This window comes from Brevundimonas bullata (assembly GCF_003350205.1).
Classification (GTDB): domain Bacteria; phylum Pseudomonadota; class Alphaproteobacteria; order Caulobacterales; family Caulobacteraceae; genus Brevundimonas; species Brevundimonas bullata.
In genome coordinates, this window is the sequence record NZ_QLLC01000025.1 from 1 (window position 1) to 14898 (window position 14898).

Below are 14898 nucleotides of genomic sequence, written 5' to 3' on the forward strand. Positions count from 1 at the left end.
CGGCGTGCGTGAGCCGCTGAACCGTCGCGCCACCATCGACATCAACTTCTAAGGTCAGAGGCCCGAGTGCGGCCTTCAGCCACGCTCGGGCCTCTGAGACTTTGGATTGTTGAACGCAGTTAGTCGCTGGCCCGGTCTCGAGCCGGCGACTTTCTCTTTTCTGCTGTTCAAATACCGCTGATTCTGCTTAGCAGCCTTGTCATCTGTACAGCCTTGGCACTAGGAAAAGGCCGCGTCCCTTGGAAAGAACCCCAGCGTTTGCTCGCGCCATTTGATCCCGATCAGCTGACCGTTGACCTAGCGGTCATGGCGTCCCTAAGAGACCGTCGTTTCCTTATCGTAACCGCACCCTTCGGGCGGTTCGATCGGGTTCTGGCGCAGGCTCTGGAGCGTCGGGGCGCTGACGTCGCTCGCATGATTTTCAACGCCGGTGATGCGGCGGGATGGCGGCGGTCCGGCGCAGTGGTCTTTACCGACAGCCCCAGTCGCTGGCCTGAGCGGCTGATTGAGCTCTCGCGGAATTTCACCGACATTATCGTCTTCGGTGAAGGCGGGATCTACAACCAAGGCGTGTTGGTCCAGCTTGATCGCCTGGAGGCTGATGTCTGGGTGCTTGAAAACGGCTACTTCCGTCCCGACTGGGTAACGGTTGAGCGCAACGGCGTGAACGCCTCCAGCGGTCTGCCGCGTAAAGACAGTGACTACGCGGACCCGACCCCGCCGCTGCCGGTGACGCGGCCGATCGGCAAGATTCTGCCGCATCACGTGATCAACATCAGTCTTTATCATTTGGTCGCATGGCTGGGCGGCCCCCTCTATCCTCGCTATCGGTCGCCCTATTCAGTCGCGCCTTGGCTTCAGTGTCTGGGTCACGTCGGTCGCTATCTGGGGCTGGCCTTTCAGTCACGACGCCAGTTGGACGCAGATGTCATCCAGGCGCGCGGTCCCTTCTTCATCGTCTGTCTTCAGCGCGAGGGGGATGCTCAGTTGCTGCGCTATTCCCGTTTCGCTGACAATGCCGCATTCTTGGCAGAGGTGATGGACAGCTTCGCGCGCCATGCACCGGCGGATCGCCGGTTGGTGGTCAAGAACCATCCTCTGGACCCAGGTCTGGTCAACCTGGGCGCCGTCACGCGCCGACTGGCGGCTGAGCGCGGTCTGACGGGGCGGGTCGACTTCATCGACGGCGGCAACCTGGCTCAGTTGTGCCGCGCCTCGTGCGGCATGGTGGTCAACAACTCCAGCGCAGCCCTGTCGGCGCTGGGTTTCCACACCCCGGTCAAGGTTCTGGGGCAAGCCTTCTTTGATTTCGCGGGCATGACCGACCAGCAGTCGTTGGACGGATTCTGGCGGGCGCCCGTTGCGGCCGATGCGTCGCTGTTCGCACGGTTCCGCGCCCATGTGATCGCCCGGACCCAGATCAACGGCAATTATCACGAGCCGCGAGCCATGGTCTGGACGGCCTCGGCTATCGCTGACGCTTTCGGTCGGCCGGCCTCGACGCGGGACTGATTCCGACAATCCACAGGGGTGTGGCGTTATGGCCACCCTTGGGGTCCGTCACATCACTGTCACGCGACTGTCGCCCAAACTTCCCTCAGGGGCCTTATGGCCCAGCCCATATCGACAGGCGTAGGGCCTGCCGTGCGTGGCCTTCCGATTACATCACTGGGGATACCGACTGATGACCAACCGCAAACAGCTGTTCTGGGGGACCACCGCCCTCATGAGCGGCGTCTTCCTGGCCGGCGCCGCTTCGGCCCAGTCGACCGGCACCGCAGCCGTTGAAATCGACGAAGTCGTCGTCACCGGCCAGCGCGGCCCGCGCACCATCGACGGCGCCATTGTTGCGGAAAAGGTCGGCAAGTCGCGCTCGACCATCACGCAGGAGTTCATCGAGACCCAGGCCGCCGGTCAAACGATCAACGAAGTCCTGAACCTCGTGCCCGGCATGAGCTTCACCAACAACGACGCCTACGGCTCGTCGGGCGGCAACATTCGTCTGCACGGCTTCGACGGCCCGCGGATCTCGCAGACCTTCGACGGCATGCCGCTGAACGACTCCGGCAACTATTCGCTCTACACCAACCAGCAGCTGGACAGCGACCTGATCGCCAGCGCTTCGGTCAACACCGGCACGACCGACGTTGACTCCCCGACGGCCTCGGCTTCGGGCGGCACGATCAACATGAGCTCGATCAATCCGACGTCGGAATTCGGCGGTCGCATCGCGGGTTCGCTGGGCGACGACAACTTCCGTCGCGTCTTCGCGCTCGTGAACACCGGCGAAGTCGGTCCCTTTGGCACCAGCGCCTGGTTCGCCTACTCGGACCAGTCGTACGACAAGTTCAAGGGTCAGGGCGACCTGAACAAGACGCAGTACAACTTCAAGTTCTTCCAGCCGCTGCGCGACAACGGCGACTTCGTCTCTCTGGCGGGTCACTGGAACCGTAACCGCAACAACAACTATGCTGATCTGCAGTTGAAGCGGAACCCAGACGGCTCGGCTACTCTGGCCGATGGCGTGACCTGGGAAAGCGATTTCGACAACAACTACTACAAGGCTCCGACCTTCCGTAAGGATGTGCCGGATCTTGAATCCACCAGCAGCTCGACCAACCGTTATTGGGCCCTGCGTCAGAATCCGTCGGACACGGGCAATATCCGTGCTCAGTCGCGTTTCACCCTTCGTGACAACCTCATCTTCACCTTCGATCCGTCGTTCCAGTACACCTTGGCGACCGGCGGTTCGGGCCAGTATGTCATGGCTGAATCCGTAGCCGGAGCGGTGGACAGCAAGGATACGTCCTGGCTAGCGCTGGCAGGTTCCGCCGGGACCGGCGGTGTGGACCTGAATGGCGACGGCGATATCCTGGACCGCGTTCGCGTCCACTCGACCAACAACACCCACACCCAGCGTTACGGCATCAGCTCATCGCTGATCTGGAAGCTGTCGGATTCGCAGACCCTGCGCGCCGCCTACACCCTGGACGACGCCCGTCACCGCCAGACGGGTCTGAACAGCCTGATCGACTTCTCGAACCCGTCTGAGCCGCGCTTCTTCGACGCTTTTGCTGGTCTGCGCGACAAGGAACACCGCATCGTCAACCGCGACGGTTACGAAATCCGCTCGCGTGACCGTCTATCCTACGCCACCCTCAACCAGCTAGCGCTTGAATATTCCGGGCGCTTCCTGGAAGACACGCTGCGCGTAAGCGTCGGCATCCGCGCTCCCTTCTTCAAACGTGAGATGAACCAGAACTGCTATTCGCAGTCGAAGAGCAGTACGGTTGTCTGCACGACTGAGAAAGAAATAGCGAACACCAACGGCACTGTGAGTTTCGCGGGACGCAACAACAACAGCGGGCAGCCGCTTGAATACATCAAGCCTTACTCGCGTGAAGTTGAGTTCGACGACATCCTGCCGAACGTGAACGTCAGCTGGAACTTCTCGGGCGCTCATTCGGTCTATGGTTCGTTCGCCCAGTCGCTGACCCTGCCGCGCACCGACAACCTGTACACCGTCTTCTTCGACACCGACGGCGACATCACCTCGCCGATCACCGAGCCGGAAAAGACCACGACCTACGACTTCGGCTACCGCTACCAGACGGGCGTCCTGATCGCGTCGGCCAACATCTGGTACACCCAGTTCCAGAACCGCATCGTTTCGCGTTACGACCAAGACCTGGGCGTGTCGTTCGACTCGAACGTGGGTGACGTCGACCTGTACGGCTTTGACTCGCAAATCGGCTGGTCGCCGGTTGAAGGTCTGTCGCTGTACGCCACGGCTTCGTACACGGACTCGGAAATCGCCAACGACTATCTGGACGGCACCACGGTCATCAAGACCGGCGGCAAGTCGCTGACGGAAACCCCGGACTGGACCTTCGGCGGTCGCGTCCAGTACGAAACCGGCCCGCTGCAAGTCGGCGCTCAGGTCAAGTACACGGGCGAGCGTTGGGTCACCGACGAAAACGACCTGTACACTGAGGCCTATACGGTCGTGAATGCTGACGCCAAGTTCGACCTGGGCTACTTCGGCTACAAGAACTCGAGCCTGGCCCTGCGCGTCGTGAACCTGCTGGACGAGAAGTACTTCGGTTCGATCTCGGGTGCGACCAACGCATCGCGCACCACCTATGCCTACCGCGGCGCGCCGCGCACGCTGCAAGCCACCGTGACCTACGCCTTCTAATCAGGCGAACGTCATTCAAGACAGGGAAGGGCGGTCCGGGAACGGGCCGCCCTTTCTTTTTTGGGCCTATCGCGCATTCGCGCTGCTTGAGGCCCCTTGGTGAACTGCCGCTGCGGCGTATGACCCGCAAACATTGAACCGGGGGACGTCTCGGCCTATCTGGCGCGGTCTGCCCTTCTTCCATTCGGATCGACTTCGCCCATGACCCAACCTATCCCCGCCGAATGGACGCCGCACCGCGCCATGTGGGTTGGCTGGCCCAGCCATGCCGAGCTGTGGGGCGAGGATTTCGAACAGGCTCAGAACGAGGTCGAAGCCTTGGTCCGCGCCCTGGCCGGTCCGGGCCGTGAAAACGTCAAGCTGATGGTCGGCAATGACGAGGCCTTGCCGGGCGCCCGCGCGCGTCTGGACGGCGTCGACGGCGTCGAGGTCGTGGCGGCGCGTTTCGGCGACATCTGGCTGCGTGACACCGGCCCGATCTTCAACGCCGGCTCGAAGACGGCTCAGGCTTTCAGCTTCAACGGCTGGGGCGGCAAGTACGACTATCCTCATGACGACGAGGTCGCGGATCAGATCGCCGCCTTCTCGGGCGTGCCAACCACTCGCCATGACTTCATCCTCGAAGGCGGCGCTCTGGATCACGACGGCGAGGGTACGGTCCTGACCACCCGCCAGTGCCTGCTGAACAAGAACCGCAACAAGACCTGGACTCAGGCCGACGCCGAGGCCGCCCTGGCCGCTTCGGTCGGCGCCAAGGTGGTGGTCTGGCTAGGCGACGGCCTGCTGAACGACCACACCGACGGTCACGTCGACAACCTGGCCCGCTTCGTCGCGCCGGGCGTCGTGGCCTGCCCCATCGCCTTCGGTCGCAAGGATCCGAACGCCGAGGTCTATGACGAGACCGCCCGCCTGCTGGCGGAAACGACCGACGCCATGGGCCGCAAGCTCAAGGTCCTGCGCATTCCGTCGCCGGGTCTGGTGCTGGACGCCGACGAGCGTCCGATCCCGGCCAGCCACATGAATTTCCTGATCGCCAACGGCGCCGTCGTGGTGCCGACCTATGGCGATGATGTCGCTGCGCGTCTGGCGGGCGAGGCCCTGGCCACGGTCTTCCCCGACCGCGAAATCGTCCTGTCGCCGTCGAACGCCGTCCTGACTGGGGGCGGTTCCTTCCACTGCATCAGCCAGCAGGAGCCAGAATGAGTGGCGAGCAGCGAGTGGCGAGTGGCGAGATACGTCACTATCGCGACTTGCTCGTCTGGCAGAAGGCGATGGTCTGGGTTGAAAGCGTTTATGCGTTGAGCCGGGACTGGCCGAGCGAGGAGCGTTTCGGTCTGGCTAGTCAGATTCGACGCGCCGCCGTGTCGGTGCCTTCGAACATCGCGGAGGGATGCGCACGACGTGCTACAGGGGACTTTATTCGCTTCCTCTCTATCGCGCGCGGCTCTCTGGGCGAGGCTGAAACCCAACTGATCCTGGCTGAACGATTGTCGTATCTGGCGGCTTCAGACGCCCGATTGCTGCTGGACTCAGCCGATGAGATCAGCCGCATGCTCGCATCCCTTATCGGTAAGCTGGAGGACCGGCGTAAATGACTTCTCTCGCCACTCGTCACTCGCCACTCGCCACGTCGAGGACCGTCACCGTCGCCGCCCTCCAGACCTCGTACGGCGAGGACATGCAGGCGAATATCGACAAGACCATCGGCCTGATCCGTCAGGCGGCGGCCAGGGGCGCGCAGGTCATCCTGCCGTCGGAGCTATTCCAGGGGCCCTATTTCTGCGTGACGCAGGAGGAGCACTGGTTCGCCTCGGCCTATCCGTGGCGAGAGCATCCGGCCGTGGTCCAGCTGCAGCCGGTGGCGAAGGAACTCGGCGTGGTCATCCCCGTCTCCATCTTCGAGAAGGAAGGCCCGCACTACTTCAACTCGATGGTCATGCTGGACGCCGACGGCGAGGCCCTGGGGGTCTATCGCAAGAGCCACATCCCTGACGGCCCCGGCTATCAGGAGAAGTATTATTTCCGCCCCGGCGACACCGGCTTCAAGGTCTGGAGCACGCGCTTCGGCCGCATCGGCGTCGGCATCTGCTGGGACCAGTGGTATCCCGAGAGCGCCCGCGCCATGGCGCTACAGGGCGCCGACATCCTGATGTACCCGACCGCCATCGGCTCGGAACCCCACGACGCCGAGTTGGACACCGCCCTGCCGTGGCAGCGGGCGATGCAGGGCCATGCCGTGTCCAACGTCGTGCCGGTCGTGGCCGCCAATCGCATCGGCCATGAGACCCTGACCGAGGCGGGCCAGACCTTCTATGGCCACTCCTTCATCGCGAACCATCGCGGCGATCTGGTCGAGAGCCTGACGGGCGAGGAAGGCGTGCTGGTCCACACCTTCGACCTCGACTTCCTCGATCAGTACCGCGCCGCCTGGGGCTTCTTCCGTGACCGCCGGCCGGAACTGTACGGCGCCCTGGCGACGGGCCGCCCGGTCTAATCAGCGGCGGGTGTTGCGCGCCACGACATTGTTCGTGGCGCGGTCGCCGTCGTCGGCGCTGCTGCCGAAGGGGTAGCCGCGATCCGCGCTGCAATAGGCGCGGCGGCCCTCGCGGGCGCCGACGACGACCAGTTGAGGGCGCAGCCGCGCGGCGCCGGAAAAGACATTGTCCGTGATCTGATTATCAGACGGCGTCTGATGCCGGATCACGCCGCGCTCGCCGCAGTTGCGGTACAGAAACACGCCGGGGCGACCCTTCAAGTCGAAGCGGTTGCCCGTGATGCGGTTGCGGGCCGAGCCGTCGACAGCGAGGACTTCGCGCCGGGTTGAGACGGCGATGGTGTTGTTCTCAATCCGGTTGTCGGCGCTCTCGGCGTCCAGATAGACGGCGGTCGCGTCGCTGCGCCCCGTCAGGGTCGAGTTCGTCAGGCTGAGGCGTGTCACCCCCGGCCCGACATAGAGGGGGATGGAGCCGGTCCCCACGATGGTCACGCGGTCCAGTTCGATGTGGCTGGGCGCCGCGCCTTGGGCCGTCGCCGTGTGCGGGGCGGTGCGCGACGAGGCGAGCAGGTCGTCATAGCTGCCGTCCGCGCCCATGCCCCAGACGCGCACGGCGCCGTGGATCGTGCAGTTCTCGATGCGGATGTCGGTGGGGCGGCTCCAATGCTGGGCCGAGACGCGGCGCGACCAGATGGCGATGGTCGGCTGGCGCGTGGTGGTGGCGACGCCGGGCCGTCCGACTGGGCCGCCCTGGCAGTCCAGCCCGGCGCCGGAAGCCTCGGCGCCCTCGATCAGCAGGGGGCGGCGGATGCTCTGGTCGGGCGTCAGCACGGCGCGGCAGGTCAGGCGATAGGGCGTCGTCGCCTCGGCGGTCAGCGCGCTCAGTTCGGCGGCGGTGCAGGGGCGGGCGGCGGGCAGAGCCCAGGCGTCGGGCGCGGAGCCCAGCAACAGCGCCGCCAGCCAAGCGGTCATCAGGGCAGGGGCGTGGCCAGGGCCCGGCGCTCGGCGGCGCAGCCGGGGTTGGTCAGGCCGGTTGCGCGGGCGGCGGTCAGTTCAGCGCGGGCGGCTGCCAGATCGGCGTCGAAATCGGGCGTTGCCGACGCAGCCTCGAACACCGCCTTGCCCAGTTCCTCGCCCGCGGCGACGTCGCTGGGATAGTGCATGCCGCAGACCAGTCGGCTCAGGCCCATCTCATGGGCGATGCGGCGGACCTCGGTCGCGCGTTGCGGGTCCAGGGCGGCGAAGGCCTCGCCATAGACGGTGGCGACCGTGGAGCTGCCGGAGGGGTAGGAAGCGCTCTTGCGGCCCGCCTCGGTCACACGCTGGCAGGATCGGCGCTCGGCGTCGTCGCCGACGGGCCGGGCGCGGAAGCTGCGCGCCTTGACCCGTTCAGCCGCCGCGTCTGAATCGTCGAACAGCCGCTGCATCAGTTTGTTCAGGTTCGGCGCCGTCGCCGACCCCAACCGCACGCCGAGCGCGCAGTCAAAATGCTGCAGGGCCAACGGCGGGCGCAGTTCGGCGTGGGCGGTGGCCAGCAGCCAGCGGTCGCTGTCCTCCAGCGTCCTGAAGTGGCTTGAGCGGGCCTTGTCAGCCAGATCTGTCGATGAACCGACGACGGGCGGCGGCGGCGTGGCGTCGGCCAGAGCCTGAATCAAGGCGCCGCTCAGATAGCCCTTGGCTTCAGGCGCTGCAGCTTGAACCGCCTGGGGGCGCAGGGCGGCGGGAGTGCCGGCGCAGGCCGAGAGCAGGGCGGCGACGGCGATCAGGCCAGCGGTCGCCCTAGGCATCAGGCGCCGGCGCTCCAGGTCAGTTGCACCGAGGTCAGTCCGTCCTCTCCAGGCGAAGCCACGACTTGCAGCGTGGGGCCGTCCGCCTTGCGCGCGGCTGCGCCATAGGCCCGGGCCTCGCCCTGGTTCATGGCCATGACGGGGGCCAGGCCGGCGGCCTCGGCGCGCTGGCGATAGAAGGCGACGACGGCCTCGGGTGCGGCCTCGGTCGTGAAGGTGATCAGGCCGCCGGGGCCGGTCGGGCCGGTGGCGATGGTGGCGGGGCCGTCCGCCTGGGCGCCGGGATAGAGGGCGGCGAAGGCCGGGGCGCCGTCGATCGACGCTGCGCCGGCGGGCGCGGGGACGGCTTCGGCAGGAGCGGCTTCGGCTAGGGGAGCCGCCGCCGCGGCAGGGGCGTCAGCGGCAGGCGGGCTGGGTTCGGGCGCAGCTTCGCTACGATCGTCGCACCCGATAAGGCCGACCGTGAGGGCCACGGCGACGGCTGCCACGCTACGCTTCATCCCGCCTACGTCCTTGAGACTGTTCAACTTGATGAACACCGTGGCCCATCCGTGCGGCGGCAGCAAGGCGGTTCAACCTGTTGGGGCGTCCACATCGTCGCCGGGCTGGCCGGTGGACTTGCGCGCCTCGGCGGGGCCGCCCGCCGGTTTGGAGCCCTCATCCTTGGACCGAAGCCCTTCGGCGGCCAGGGCTTCGTTGATCACATCCTGATCCGGGTCGATGTCCGAACCCGAGGCCGAACCGCCGCGCAGCGATCCGGCGCGGGTGTCGGAGCCCATGTCGCTGCCCTCCAGCGCCTTCTTCAAGGCGTCTTCCGTGTGGCCCAGATCGGGCTTCTCGCCCATGGCGGCGGCTTCACGGGCTTCTTCGGTATCGGTCCTGGGATCGGCCATCGTCGTCTCCTTGTTGCAGGAACAACGCGGCGCGGTGGGGCGATGGTTCCCCCAAAGAAAAAGGCCGACGGATTTCTCCGCCGGCCCTCATTCTTTTTGCGCCTGACGCGCTTCGCGCTGCTTAAGGCGCATTCTTGTGGGCCGCGGTCAGAAGGCTCCGCCTTCTCGACCCGACGCGGCCTTATTACTTCCCGAACAGCTTGTTCCAGCGGCGCTTCTCGCGGGTCTTCCAGGCGCCCCGGTGATAGGCGTCCGACCCGATCAGCGGCACGACGGTCGTGGCCTCGGCGAAGACCATCTGCTCGTGGGTGGTCTGGACCTTGCCCCAGGAGGCGGCTTCTTTCAGCGTCGAGGACGAGCAGGCGCCGTCGCGCACGTCGGCGACCGTGATCTGGACCGCATAGCGGTGCATCTCGGCTTCCACGCCCAGGATCTCGGCGCAGACGACGGTGTCCTGGGCGAAGTTCTTGGGCACGCCGCCGCCGACCATGAACAGGCCGGTGACGCCGGCGGCGATCTTGATGTCGGTCAGTTCGCGGAAGTCGGCGATGGCGTCCAGCATCAGATAGGGCAGGCCAGCCGCGGCGCGTTCCTTCTGGTGCTTGACCAGGCCGAAGCCGGCGGAGCTATCGACGAAGGCCGGGCAGAAGATCGGCACGCCTTCTTCATAGGCGGTCTGGATCAGCGAGCCGGGCTTCTTGGCGTTACCCTCCGACAGCCACTTGCCCATCTCCCAGATGAACTCACGGCTGGAATAGCCGCGCGGCTCCAGCCGGTTGGCGATCTCCAGGATGGTGTGATCGCAGGCCTGGAGCTCTTCCTCGTCGATATAGGTGTCGTAGATCCGGTCGATGTAGTTTTCGCGCAGGACGTTGTCGTCCACCTCGCCGGCCGCCTGATAGTGCTTGAAGCCCAGGGCCTCGAAGAAATCCATGTCCACGATCGAGGCGCCGGTGGCGACGATGGCGTCGACCATGCCGAACTTCACCATGTCGCGGTAGACATGCATGCAGCCGCCGGCCGAGGTCGAACCGGCCAGGATCAGCCAGGGCGAGCAGTCCTTGTCCTCGATGGCCATGGAGAAGATGTCGGCGGCGCGGGCCGTGTCCCGGCTGCTGAAGGACATCTTGCGCATGCTGTCGATGATCGGGCGCGCGTCGAAGCTGGTCATGTCGACGTGCTCGACGGTGTTCTGCAGCAGCTGCGCTTTCGCGTTGCTTTGAGCGGGAGCGTTCATTTCGGAGGTTAACCCTGGATTTGAGCGCCCGTCGCCAAGAAGAAGCAGCGGCCCGGACGGAGCGACGGGCCGCTGCAGATCATATCAACGTCCGAAGACGGTTTTGGCTCAGACGATCAGCGCTTGCGCTTGCGCACGCCGGCCTTGCCCTTGGGGCGCGACAGGCGGACGATCTTGCGCGCGGTTTCCTCGGCCGTGGTGCGCACGGTCGGGATGGAGCGCGGGGCCAGGCCGTACATCGAGCCCATCGGGGCGTCTTCGACCACGGCGATGTCGTGCTCGCCATAGCCGTTGAAGCCGGTCGTCATGGCCACGCCATAGGCGCCGAGCATGCCGATCTCGATGAAGTCGCCTTCCTGCACATCGGCCGGCAGCCAGAACGGGCCTGGCATGTGGTCGATGCTGTCGCAGGTCGGGCCGTAGAAGCGGAAGGGCTTCAGCTCCGACGAGGCGTCCGCATCCCGAACCAGCTTGGTCGGGAAGGGCCAGCGCGAGTGGGTGGCGTCGAACAGCGAGCCGTAGGACCCGTCGTTCAGATAAAGCGCGTCGCCCTTGCGCAGGTCCACGCGGCACAGCACCGACGAGCTTTCGGCCACCAGCGCCCGGCCGGGTTCGCACCACAGCTCGGTCGTTTCGGAAACCGGCATCTCGTTGAAGCCGCGATGGATGGCGTCGGCGTATTCGCTCAGGTCCGGCGGGACCATGCCCGGATAGACCGAAGGGAAGCCGCCGCCGACATCGACGATGTCGACGAAGACGCCGGCCTTCTTGATGGCGCGACCGACCTGGGTCATCGCGGCTTCATAGGCCGACGGACGCATGCACTGCGAACCGACGTGGAAGGACACGCCCATCAGGCCGTCCTGAACCGCCTGGCGCACGGCCAGCAGCAGGGCGGGGGCCTGATCCGGCGAGACGCCGAACTTGCCCGACAGCGAATAGGCTGCGCCGTCCGCCGAGACGGACATGCGAACGACCAGGTTCAGGTCGTCGGCGTTATCAGTGACCTCGAGGATCTTCTGCAGCTCGTCATGGCTGTCGAGCACGAAGGTGCGCACGCCGTGATCGGCATAGGCAGCACGGATCGCGCCCCGGCTCTTGACCGGGTGCATGAAGGCCAGGCGCGCGTTCGGGCTGACCGAGCGAACCAGCTCGATCTCGGCCAGAGACGCGACGTCGAAGGCGTTGACGCCCTGTTCCACCAAGGTCTCGATGACCCAGCGCGAAGGGTTCGCCTTCACAGCATAGAAGACGTCGGCTTTTAGATTATCCTGGAACCAGCGCGCCGCTACGGAAACTGAACGCGGCCGCACGAGTGCGACGGGACGTTCAGGGGACCGCTCGCGGACCAGGTCCAGGGGAAATTGGTACGTGCGCAATTCACGTAGCCCCCTGCTAATTGTTAACCCAGACCGGCGTTAGCAGCGCTTAACGGTTAGACCACGGGGTCCGCCGGAACGCGCGATGTAAGGATGTCGGACTGTCATGTAAAGCGGTAATTTCGTGACGCGATCCACAGGGAAAGGGCGGAAAGGGCCGCCATCCCGCCCCCGCACTGGACGAAAACGACGCAGGCATGCCATTAAGACTTGTCGAAACGCGCGTGGCGCGTCATGCGGCGCCCCCTGTTGTAACCGCCACCCACGGGTTCATGAATCCTTCAACCGCCGCCGTCGCGTCCGTACGGGATGTGTCGAAGACCTACGGAGCCCGAAAGGCGCTCGACGGCGTGTCCGTCGAAGTGGCCGCCGGCGAGATGGTCGCCCTGATCGGACCGTCCGGTTCGGGCAAGTCCACCCTGCTGCGCTCTATTACAGGGCTGCATCCGATCGACCCCGGCAAGGGGACGATTCAGGTGTTCGGCGAAACCGTTCAGCAGAACGGCCGCATCACCGGCGCCGTGCGCAAGGCGCGCGGCAAGCTGGGCATGATCTTCCAGCAGTTCAATCTGGTGGGGCGTCTGTCGCTCTTCTCCAATGTCATGCTGGGCGCCCTCGGGCGTCTGCCCGGCTGGCGGGGCGTCTTCGGCGTCTGGCCCAAGACGGATCGCGAGCGGGCCATGGCGGCCCTGCACCGCGTCGGCGTGTCCGACTACGCCGCCCAGCGCGCCAACACCCTGTCGGGCGGTCAGCAGCAGCGCGGCGCCATCGCTCGCGCCATTGTCCAGGGCGCGCAAGCCATCCTGGCCGACGAGCCGGTGGCCTCGCTGGACCCGGTGTCGGCCCGCAAGGTCATGGAACTGCTGGTCGAGCTGAACAAGCGCGACGGCATGGGCGTGATCGTCACCCTGCACCAGGTCGACTACGCCATTCGCTACTGCGACCGCGTCATCGCCCTGCAGAAGGGCAAGGTGGTCTATGACGGTCCTTCGACCGGCCTGGACTCCAAGCGCCTGATTGAAATTTACGGTCCTGAGTACGAGGACGCGTTCTGGGAAGCCAAGGCATGACCCGCACCGCCATCACCCGCCGCCTTCTGGGCGTCGCCGCCGTCTCCCTGAGCCTGGGCCTCGCCGCCTGCGGCAAGGGTGAAGACAAGGCGCCCGGCGCCGCCCCGACCGAGATCACCTTCTCGATCCTGTCCGCCGAGGGGCAGGCCTCGTCCGGCCCGCTGTGGCAGCCGCTGCTGGACGACATGTCCAAGGCCATCGGCGTGCCGGTGAAGCCCTATTTCGGCTCGAACTACACGGTTCTGGTGGAGGCCATGCGCGGCAACCACACCCAGGTGGGCTGGTTCTCGGCCAAGCCCGAGGTCGAGGCCATCGACCGCGCCAAGGCTGAGGTCATCGCTCGCACGGTCAACCGTGAAGGGCTGGACAGCTACCAGTCGACCCTGATCGTCAAGAAGGGCTCGGGCATCACGCTCGACAAGGTCCTGGCTTGCGGCAAGCAGTATAATTTCGGCATCGGCGACGCCCAATCGACCTCGGGCACCCTGGCGCCCATGACCTTCCTGTTCAACGCGCGCGGCGTCGTGCCGTCGCAGTGCTTCAAGACGGTCCGCTCGGCCAACCATCAGGCCAACGCCTTCGGCGTGGCTACGGGCGTGATCGACGTGGCGACCTCGAACAGCGTCAACACTATCTTCATCCGCCGCGAAAATCCGCAGCTGGCCGATCAGATCGAGGAGATCTGGGTGTCGCCGCCGATCCCGGAAAGCGGCATCGTCGTGCGCGAGGATCTGGACCCGGCGCTGAAGGAGAAGATCCGCAGCTTCTTCCTGACCTATGGCCAGGGTGACGGCCCGGAAGCCGAGCGTCAGCGCAAGGTTCTGGCCGGACTGGAATATTCGCGCTTCGCCGCCGCCGACGACAGCTACCTGAACCCGATCCGCGAAATGATCGCCGACCAGAAGCGCGGCGACGCCGAAGCCAAGGGCGACAAGGCCGCCGCCGCCGCCGCGACCGCCGAGCTTCAGCGTCTTCGCAGCCTGCGTGAGGTCCAGCCTTGACCGCCGCTCCGCTGACGACCCCCTCTTCGACGGCGGGAGCGGTTCCGGCCGCGCCGCAAAAGTCCGCCGTCTCCTGGGCGATGGACATCCTGGTCTGGGGCGGCGTGATCGCCGTCCTGCTCTACAGCGTCGACGCCGTCGATCTGGGCAATATCTCGCGCCTCTTCTCGGGCAACGAAAGCACCAGCCTGTTCGTCCACGACCTGCTGCGCCCGGACTTCTCCGACTGGAAGATGTTCGTCGCCAAGATGTGGGAGACGGTGCAGATCGCCCTGTGGGGCACCTTCCTGGCCGTTCTGGTCGGCATTCCTTTGGGTCTGGCCGCTGCGCGCAACATGGCCCCCGCCTGGGTCGTGACGCCGGTGCGCTGGGTCATGAACCTGCTGCGTTCGGTGCCCGATCTGGTCATCGGCCTGCTGTTCGTCACCGCCGTGGGCCTCGGCCCCCTGGCCGGCGTTCTCGCCATCACCCTGAACACGGCCGGCGTTCTGGCCAAGCTGTTCTCGGAAGCCGTCGAGTCGATCGACAAGGGCCCGGTCGAGGGCGTGCGCGCCACCGGCGCGTCCAAGCTGCACGAGATCGTCTGGGGCGTGATCCCTCAGGTCGCGCCGCTGTGGACCTCGTTCGCCCTCTATCGCTTCGAGTCCAACAGCCGTTCGGCCACGGTCCTCGGCCTGATCGGCGCCGGCGGCATCGGTCAGGTGCTGTTCGACAGCATGAACGCCTTCGACTTCCGCGCCGTCTCGGCCATCGTCATCATCGTGGTCATCGCCGTGACCCTGATCGACAGCCTGTCTCAGATCATGCGCAAGCGCCTGCTCTAAGGTTTGCTCTGACTG

14 protein-coding genes are annotated in these 14898 nt (G+C 65.6%); 8 read left to right on the forward strand and 6 right to left on the reverse strand.

The annotated features are described in order from the left end of the window. The first annotated feature begins 414 nt into the window (after positions 1-414). From DXK21_RS12005 to aguB, 5 genes are all read left to right on the forward strand, one after another. Entirely contained in the window at positions 415-1512 is a 1098-nt protein-coding gene (locus DXK21_RS12005; protein ID WP_245945202.1) for a capsular biosynthesis protein, read from the forward strand. A gap of 172 nt (positions 1513-1684) precedes the next feature. Then, positions 1685-4198 (forward strand): TonB-dependent receptor, encoded by a 2514-nt coding sequence (locus DXK21_RS12010; protein WP_114818018.1) that lies wholly within the window; start codon positions 1685-1687, stop codon positions 4196-4198. 201 nt (positions 4199-4399) lie between these two features. Beyond that, positions 4400-5401, forward strand: a complete 1002-nt coding sequence (locus tag DXK21_RS12015; protein ID WP_114818019.1) for an agmatine deiminase family protein — start codon at positions 4400-4402, stop codon at positions 5399-5401. Further along, the gene (locus tag DXK21_RS12020) at positions 5398-5793 is read left to right on the forward strand and encodes a four helix bundle protein (RefSeq protein ID WP_114818020.1); all 396 of its coding nucleotides are present in this window, start codon (positions 5398-5400) and stop codon (positions 5791-5793) included. Before DXK21_RS12015 ends, DXK21_RS12020 begins: the two co-directional genes overlap by 4 nt. Continuing rightward, positions 5790-6692 carry an N-carbamoylputrescine amidase gene (gene aguB, locus DXK21_RS12025; RefSeq protein ID WP_114818021.1) on the forward strand — a complete coding sequence of 301 codons (903 nt, stop codon included), beginning with the start codon at positions 5790-5792 and terminating at the stop codon, positions 6690-6692. Before DXK21_RS12020 ends, aguB begins: the two co-directional genes overlap by 4 nt. Here the strand turns inward: aguB and DXK21_RS12030 are convergent, their stop codons facing one another. From DXK21_RS12030 to DXK21_RS12055, 6 genes are all read right to left on the reverse strand, one after another. Continuing rightward, a complete protein-coding gene (locus DXK21_RS12030) occupies positions 6693-7664 on the reverse strand; it encodes a right-handed parallel beta-helix repeat-containing protein (protein WP_114818022.1) in 972 nt (323 codons plus the stop codon). Further along, the gene (locus DXK21_RS12035) at positions 7664-8479 is read right to left on the reverse strand and encodes a phosphatase PAP2 family protein (protein WP_114818023.1); all 816 of its coding nucleotides are present in this window, start codon (positions 8477-8479) and stop codon (positions 7664-7666) included. Before DXK21_RS12035 ends, DXK21_RS12030 begins: the two co-directional genes overlap by 1 nt. Continuing rightward, positions 8479-8979 (reverse strand): hypothetical protein, encoded by a 501-nt coding sequence (locus DXK21_RS12040; protein ID WP_114818052.1) that lies wholly within the window; start codon positions 8977-8979, stop codon positions 8479-8481. The genes DXK21_RS12035 and DXK21_RS12040 overlap by 1 nt, the downstream gene beginning before the upstream one ends. A gap of 72 nt (positions 8980-9051) precedes the next feature. Continuing rightward, positions 9052-9372 (reverse strand): ribonuclease, encoded by a 321-nt coding sequence (locus DXK21_RS12045; RefSeq protein WP_114818024.1) that lies wholly within the window; start codon positions 9370-9372, stop codon positions 9052-9054. A 184-nt stretch (positions 9373-9556) separates the two neighbouring features. After that, entirely contained in the window at positions 9557-10609 is a 1053-nt protein-coding gene (locus tag DXK21_RS12050; protein WP_114818025.1) for a 1,9-bis(guanidino)-5-aza-nonane synthase, read from the reverse strand. 116 nt (positions 10610-10725) lie between these two features. Further along, positions 10726-11988 (reverse strand): type III PLP-dependent enzyme, encoded by a 1263-nt coding sequence (locus DXK21_RS12055; RefSeq protein ID WP_114818026.1) that lies wholly within the window; start codon positions 11986-11988, stop codon positions 10726-10728. 272 nt (positions 11989-12260) lie between these two features. Between DXK21_RS12055 and phnC the strand changes: the two genes are divergently transcribed. The 3 genes from phnC (at position 12261) to phnE (ending at position 14883) form a co-directional block, all read left to right on the forward strand. Next, positions 12261-13058: a phosphonate ABC transporter ATP-binding protein gene (phnC, locus tag DXK21_RS12060; RefSeq protein WP_114818027.1), complete on the forward strand. Its 798-nt coding sequence runs from the start codon at positions 12261-12263 to the stop codon at positions 13056-13058. Continuing rightward, entirely contained in the window at positions 13055-14059 is a 1005-nt protein-coding gene (phnD, locus tag DXK21_RS12065; protein ID WP_114818028.1) for a phosphate/phosphite/phosphonate ABC transporter substrate-binding protein, read from the forward strand. Before phnC ends, phnD begins: the two co-directional genes overlap by 4 nt. A gap of 80 nt (positions 14060-14139) precedes the next feature. Further along, positions 14140-14883: a phosphonate ABC transporter, permease protein PhnE gene (phnE, locus tag DXK21_RS12070; RefSeq protein WP_245945207.1), complete on the forward strand. Its 744-nt coding sequence runs from the start codon at positions 14140-14142 to the stop codon at positions 14881-14883. Positions 14884-14898 lie beyond the last annotated feature (15 nt).

What these genes read in the sequence shown, in the direction of transcription:
- phnC (WP_114818027.1), top strand. Translation starts at nt 12,261, where the DNA reads ATGAATCCTTCAACCGCCGCCGTCGCGTCCGTACGGGATGTGTCGAAG.
- phnE (WP_245945207.1), top strand. Translation starts at nt 14,140, where the DNA reads ATGGACATCCTGGTCTGGGGCGGCGTGATCGCCGTCCTGCTCTACAGC.
- DXK21_RS12015 (WP_114818019.1), top strand. Translation starts at nt 4,400, where the DNA reads ATGACCCAACCTATCCCCGCCGAATGGACGCCGCACCGCGCCATGTGG.
- DXK21_RS12040 (WP_114818052.1), bottom strand. Translation starts at nt 8,979, where the DNA reads ATGAAGCGTAGCGTGGCAGCCGTCGCCGTGGCCCTCACGGTCGGCCTT.
- DXK21_RS12030 (WP_114818022.1), bottom strand. Translation starts at nt 7,664, where the DNA reads ATGACCGCTTGGCTGGCGGCGCTGTTGCTGGGCTCCGCGCCCGACGCC.
- aguB (WP_114818021.1), top strand. Translation starts at nt 5,790, where the DNA reads ATGACTTCTCTCGCCACTCGTCACTCGCCACTCGCCACGTCGAGGACC.
- DXK21_RS12010 (WP_114818018.1), top strand. Translation starts at nt 1,685, where the DNA reads ATGACCAACCGCAAACAGCTGTTCTGGGGGACCACCGCCCTCATGAGC.
- DXK21_RS12035 (WP_114818023.1), bottom strand. Translation starts at nt 8,479, where the DNA reads ATGCCTAGGGCGACCGCTGGCCTGATCGCCGTCGCCGCCCTGCTCTCG.
- DXK21_RS12020 (WP_114818020.1), top strand. Translation starts at nt 5,398, where the DNA reads ATGAGTGGCGAGCAGCGAGTGGCGAGTGGCGAGATACGTCACTATCGC.
- DXK21_RS12050 (WP_114818025.1), bottom strand. Translation starts at nt 10,609, where the DNA reads ATGAACGCTCCCGCTCAAAGCAACGCGAAAGCGCAGCTGCTGCAGAAC.
- phnD (WP_114818028.1), top strand. Translation starts at nt 13,055, where the DNA reads ATGACCCGCACCGCCATCACCCGCCGCCTTCTGGGCGTCGCCGCCGTC.
- DXK21_RS12005 (WP_245945202.1), top strand. Translation starts at nt 415, where the DNA reads ATGATTTTCAACGCCGGTGATGCGGCGGGATGGCGGCGGTCCGGCGCA.
- DXK21_RS12045 (WP_114818024.1), bottom strand. Translation starts at nt 9,372, where the DNA reads ATGGCCGATCCCAGGACCGATACCGAAGAAGCCCGTGAAGCCGCCGCC.